The organism is Prevotella falsenii DSM 22864 = JCM 15124 (genome assembly GCF_000613945.1).
In the GTDB taxonomy this organism is placed as follows: Bacteria; Bacteroidota; Bacteroidia; order Bacteroidales; family Bacteroidaceae; genus Prevotella; species Prevotella falsenii.
The window spans coordinates 1-5,501 of the sequence record NZ_BAJY01000055.1 but is presented as its reverse complement, the minus strand read 5'-3'; the positions used below and the strand labels follow the sequence as shown (position 1 = coordinate 5,501).

The following is a 5,501-nucleotide window of genomic DNA, read 5'->3' as shown; positions in this document are numbered from 1 at the left end:
CGCAATACCTTTCTCTTCACCGTCCGATTGGGTGCTGACCCAATGCTTCTTAAATTCCTCAAGGTTGTACTTGATAAGTCCTTTCCCGGGGTCTGCAATGTAGAAAGTCTTTCCTTTCTTGACCTTATATAGCACAACAAAATGGTTTTGATTCCAATGGAGGATGCAGGGATTATTTATCTTTAATAAGCTTTGTATAGTTACTATGTATGAGTTTGCTAAAAAACCAATTCTTTCTGCAGCCTTTTCAATACCTTCTACTGTAATACCTGAAATTGTAGCAACACAAATCTGGGTTACGTCTGTATATTTTATATGATTTCCATAAAAGCGACAAATCATGGTTAAACAAGCCGCTCCACACTGCATAGAATCAGCTTGCTTAATCCATAAAAAATGTTTCATTCCCAGTTATCTTTTGTCTGATGATATTCTTGTATCCCATCTACAGAATTTACTTTTACTTTTTTACCTTTAGAAAAATTCCAAGTAATAGAGAGCCCAACATACTGAGTTGAAGAGGTATTTTGATAGGTAATTTTGCTTGTTCCTATTTGTCTGTCAAGTTTACGTCTATTGGCAAGAGGAGTAAAGTCAATAGCAAACTGAAGATTATCATTTAAGAATGATTTATAAATTCTCCCATTAACATTATATACTGTATGATAAGTTCTTTCAAGTGTTTGGAATTTTGGTTCAATGCTTGCATTTAGCATACCTCCCCATCCATTTGTAAATTCAAAGTTATTGTTAAAAGAGAAGTATTCTTTGAAACGGGTCTTGTTATAAAAGGTCGTACCTATTTGTAATTTTTCAGGGGTTATCTCTACACGTCCTGAGAATTTAAAGTTCCACCATTTAGTCGGAGCTTCCATATATTCAGCTCCCATTCCCCAATAAGATTGTCCTGAAATATTAATGGGTTTTGTATAAAGGATGTTAGAATTTTCTTCATCATTAAAGGTTTGCCAATAGATACGGTTATGCGAGTAAGCATAAATAGCAGTAAGCGTCACCTTGTTTCTAAACATAGAAAGACCAACCATTAGCATATCAGACGACGGTGCCTTCAGATTCGCATTACCTACACTATAGTTATATGCATCTTTCCACGTGATAGCTGAAGATATTGCAGAGTAGGGAATGTCACTCATCGTTCGCTTGTAGTTAAGCATCAAACTGTGTTCTTTCCTTTTTCCAAATGGCATCATTATCTGAATAGTAGGATTGAAACTCCATTGATTGTTATGTTCATGAATATCGCTGGTCAAATCGCTAAAACTGATATGATTGAGTTGCCAGTTCAAACCTGCACTATATCGGAATTTACTAATTTTTCCTTGTGCTACAGTATAAACAATTGGAGTCACACCGGAGGTTTTCGTAGTCTTTGTACTCGTATTAAAACGATTACTTATATTATTCCCAGAAGGACTATACTGTGAAGATAATAATTGGGCAGATGTTCCAAATTTAAATACAAGTGAACGATTACATGGATACAAAATATCAGCCTTAAACTTCCATAAGTTGAGCTTATTCTGTTCCGTAATATTGTTAGTATTTTCCTCTTCAATATAATATAGCGAATTATTGTTACTATGTCTATTCAAATAGTCGGTGGTTACTTCTATAGAACTTCCTCTTTTATTTAATGGCATGGAGAACTTGATGGTTCCTTCATGCAGATGAATATTCGTTACCTCGCTAATTGAAGTCCATTCGTTGTTAGCAAACGTTTTAGTTGTTGGAGACGGGTTTGAAGAGCCATAAAGATAGCTTCCGCCTATCTGAACTCCAGATTTGAATTCTTGCGTAAGGCTGATTCGATTCCTGAAATTAACAGAACTGGAAACTAAACTATTAGACATTAATGATTGTATATCTTGTTCTGCCTGCCATTGCTCTGCAGTTTCCTTTATCTTCTTATGTCCGAAATCCATATTATCATATAGACTAAGATTCTTATAGCGGGCATTAAAAAGTAATCCTATATCCTCATTTCCAAAGCCACAAGAGCGAAACCACTCGGAGTTCCCTATAATACTACCATAGAAGCCTCCATTTTCAGGGCGGCGTAAAGTTATTATAATGCTTCCTCCACTCAACGCTGCATTATTTTCTGCACCAGCAAGGTATTTTACTTCAACTTTATCAATCCTTTCCCCTGGTATCTTATTAAGTTCAGAAGTGTCAGACAGTTTTACACCATCTACATATATTTCACTAACAGATAGCCCATTTATCTTGAATTTGCCTTCTTCATGTGAAATGTTTGGAAGGAAAGAGAGTATAGAAGCTGCAGGTTTACCTTTAACAATGTTCATTCCTTTGAGATTGGTTATGTATCCGTCTGGTTTATTAACTATACGAGATGCTATAACAACAACTTCATCAAGGTGCTTTGTTTCTTGTGCTAACCCTGTTGAGCAAAACATCAATAGACAGGGTATAAAACATTTATTTAGATAGTGTTTCATAATTTTGTTGATAAAATAAATCTGAAAAGTATTCTTGTATGTTTTTAGAAATTTCATTTGGGGTAATGTTAACAGGACATTTATCATTTGTAGATTCAGATCTTACTTGAGAACAAATGGGGCATATCGGAAGTCTTCTGCACATATGACATTCTGATGTCATACTTTTTTTTACTCGTTGGAGTGCTAGATTATTAAATTCAATACAACCTAACTCGGTTATCTTTCCTATCCTATGTTCTGGTAAGAAATCACGTGCAGTACATTTGAAAACATCACCATTATAATTAAAAACATAATTATCCATATAATCCCCATAACATGGGTTCACACTGTCTCCAAAAAATGAATTAATATTTGATTGAAACTTAAATCCTGCAATACTTGCTTTAAGTTCTTTTATCCCAGCCTTTAACTCTTCGTCCTCGACCTCTTGCCAAACCTTATGAAAGGAAAATCGTAGATTAGGACTATCGAGGATATCTTTAAAATCAGAAATAAGGCTTTGAAAAGAACGTATATTTTTTTTAGTGTAATTACATCTAATTGTTATTCGAAATCCATCAAGAATAGCTTCTCGTACATTTTTTGTCACGATGTTATAAGACCCTTGCCCGCTATAAAATTTTTTCACCTTATTATGCATTTTCATGCCTCCATCAAATGGAATTTGAAAACTTGCATTAGTTGTAATTTTCTTTATATTGCCTCTTACTTTTTGCGTAAGACAAACCCCATTTGTTGTAAAAGATACTGCAAAATTGACATTCTTTTCAAGACAAAGATCGTGTACCTTACATATAAGTGGTTGAACAACAGTACTAAATTTTAGTAAAGGTTCTCCACCGAAGAAGGCAAGCTGCAAACGCTCATATTGATTTTTTTGCAGTTGCTTTGTAATATATTTTAATATACTATCTATTGTATGTGGCAGCATTACACTTCCATGTAAGTGTCCTTCATAGCAATACCAACATCTTAAATTACAGTCAAGAGTTGGATTTATAGTTAATTTTAACGTTTTAGAAAAATCTAATCGTGTATTTATTTCTGTAATACATTTAGAAATTTCTTCATTCGCATCTTTGACAATAAAGTCATTCGTAACTAAAGTTTCAAATAATGAAGGGTGTATTGTGCGAATTTTGTCTATATTACTATAATTATCAGAAAGCAAGTTATAAAGTTCGTTTACTAAAGATAGCCATTTCTTCGTACGACAATTGAAGAGGAAGGAAATACCATCTTGACTCTTTATTAATTCGTTGTATCTACTCCATTCCATAAGAAAATGTTTTAAATGTAGGCGAGAAAGAAATTCTCACCTACAAATTAAAGAATACTGAGAGGTTTGATTACTTTATAGATTCCATATGTTCCATACCTGTATGTTTATCACACCCAGAACATCTACTACAATTGGTGTTGTCGTCAAACCAGCCACCACCTTTACAGTTCCCATTATCAGAGAAGAACTGTGAATCCTGACTAGAACTTTCTTGAAGTTCATACCCTCCATGCAATTGTCCTTTCTCGTCTTGAGAAAGTTGCATACCTAAATCTAATTTTTCATTCATAAATAAATGATTTAAATATTAATAAAAAACAACTCCGTAAGGAATTGGCACTTTTCATTACTGTTGTGCTCAGCTTTCATTTTATGTCTAAAGAATATGTTGCAAATATATTTGTATCTCCAAATTTTTCCACTACACAAAAGTGTAATTCTGAATTTGTTGGCTGAAATATTACACAAAAGTGTAATCATGCCACCTTGCAGAGCTCACCGTATTTGGAAAAGAAGCCCTTGATACCTCTTTTGCTGGAACATACAGGAATAGTTTCTGATGTCAGATAGTCTATGGATTTTCCTATTTGGCGTGTGCCAAACCCCAAAACCTTCATTACTTTTAGTAGTCTGCTGTCAATCTCTGCAATCATATAGCTGTACTTGTCCTCAACTATCGGCTTTACTGCCAAAGCCATTAACCGCTTGAACAATGTCAATGTAGATATCCCTGCTCTCTTTGCAACGGCAAAACGTCCAATATGCCAATAGTTATATTTTGCTTCCTTATGTATAGCAGATAAAGGGTTTATACCATATACCTTTTCTATTGGAAGAATCTTGTGCTTATCCCAATGAAAGCTCCTAATGCAGCCTATCATATTCCCAAAGGAATCCCTTGCAATATAGATTTGGGATTTGTTATCATACAGATATTCCTCTTCTTCAAGTACTGATTTGATGTCTTCATTTACTTCTTTCTCTGTAAATGAAGATAAGTGATGAAAGTAATTTTCCCTGACCACAAACTGTGCTATTTCCAACAGACTCGTTTTGTCTGCCAAGAAGATAGCGTAGTCCTTAAATGTTGCAATCTGTTTTTCCATAATGCTTTTTGTTTCTTGATTTATACGGCAAAAATACTTCCTATGCAAATATCACCTATTACACTTTTGTGTAATTTGGCATTTCTCTCTTTGTTTTTTACACTTTTGTGTAATCTTTTTGCGGTATTCCGCATTAAAAATGTACTTTTGTAGTGAAATATAGCAGAGAACCTTATCACGTTTAGCATATATGACAGACATAAAAGATTTCTTTATAGCATCGAACACCGTGCGCAACGCACCTGACTATGATTCCCAAGTGCTCTCTACATTGGTTCAAACGGTAGAGGCTTTTGCACGTGTTACCTATCAGAGTGTTTACTTGATAGATTATTACAGGCAGGAATTTCTTTATGTATCGGACAACCCTTTGTTTCTTTGTGGGCATACAGCAAAGGAAGTAAAGGAATTAGGTTACAGTTTTTACTTGGAACATGTACCGGAGGACGAACAAAAAATGCTTGTTGAGCTAAACAGCAGTGGGTTTAAGTTCTTTGATACTTTCGATAACGTCGATAAATACCAATGTTCTATGTCCTATCACTTTCATCTGAAGAGTGGAACAAAGAGCAAACTGATTAACCACCAGCTTACTCCCATTCTATTGACCGATGAGGGCAAGATATG

General features: G+C 34.6%; 5 protein-coding genes and 1 pseudogene. 1 reads left to right on the top strand and 5 read right to left on the bottom strand.

Going from position 1 to position 5,501, the window contains the following annotated elements:
- From JCM15124_RS12155 to JCM15124_RS12135, 5 genes are all read right to left on the bottom strand, one after another.
- The coding region (locus JCM15124_RS12155; RefSeq protein ID WP_024999622.1) for a cysteine peptidase family C39 domain-containing protein at positions 1-405 on the bottom strand (405 nt) is incomplete at its 3' end.
- The gene (locus JCM15124_RS12150) at positions 402-2,480 is read right to left on the bottom strand and encodes an outer membrane beta-barrel family protein (RefSeq protein ID WP_024999621.1); all 2,079 of its coding nucleotides are present in this window, start codon (positions 2,478-2,480) and stop codon (positions 402-404) included. The genes JCM15124_RS12155 and JCM15124_RS12150, both read right to left, overlap by 4 nt.
- Positions 2,461-3,765: a radical SAM/SPASM domain-containing protein gene (locus JCM15124_RS12145; RefSeq protein ID WP_024999620.1), complete on the bottom strand. Its 1,305-nt coding sequence runs from the start codon at positions 3,763-3,765 to the stop codon at positions 2,461-2,463. The genes JCM15124_RS12150 and JCM15124_RS12145 overlap by 20 nt, the downstream gene beginning before the upstream one ends.
- Before the next feature lie 70 nt (positions 3,766-3,835).
- Positions 3,836-4,057: a hypothetical protein gene (locus JCM15124_RS12140; protein WP_024999619.1), complete on the bottom strand. Its 222-nt coding sequence runs from the start codon at positions 4,055-4,057 to the stop codon at positions 3,836-3,838.
- Between the two features lie 187 nt (positions 4,058-4,244).
- Entirely contained in the window at positions 4,245-4,874 is a 630-nt protein-coding gene (locus JCM15124_RS12135; protein ID WP_024999618.1) for a hypothetical protein, read from the bottom strand.
- A gap of 190 nt (positions 4,875-5,064) precedes the next feature.
- Between JCM15124_RS12135 and JCM15124_RS12130 the strand changes: the two are divergent.
- Positions 5,065-5,501, top strand: a pseudogene (locus tag JCM15124_RS12130) (helix-turn-helix transcriptional regulator); the annotation flags it as partial.

Excerpts from the sequence above, each read along its gene's own strand:
- JCM15124_RS12150 (WP_024999621.1), bottom strand. The coding sequence starts at position 2,480 with ATGAAACACTATCTAAATAAATGTTTTATACCCTGTCTATTGATGTTT.
- JCM15124_RS12145 (WP_024999620.1), bottom strand. The coding sequence starts at position 3,765 with ATGGAATGGAGTAGATACAACGAATTAATAAAGAGTCAAGATGGTATT.
- JCM15124_RS12140 (WP_024999619.1), bottom strand. The coding sequence starts at position 4,057 with ATGAATGAAAAATTAGATTTAGGTATGCAACTTTCTCAAGACGAGAAA.
- JCM15124_RS12135 (WP_024999618.1), bottom strand. The coding sequence starts at position 4,874 with ATGGAAAAACAGATTGCAACATTTAAGGACTACGCTATCTTCTTGGCA.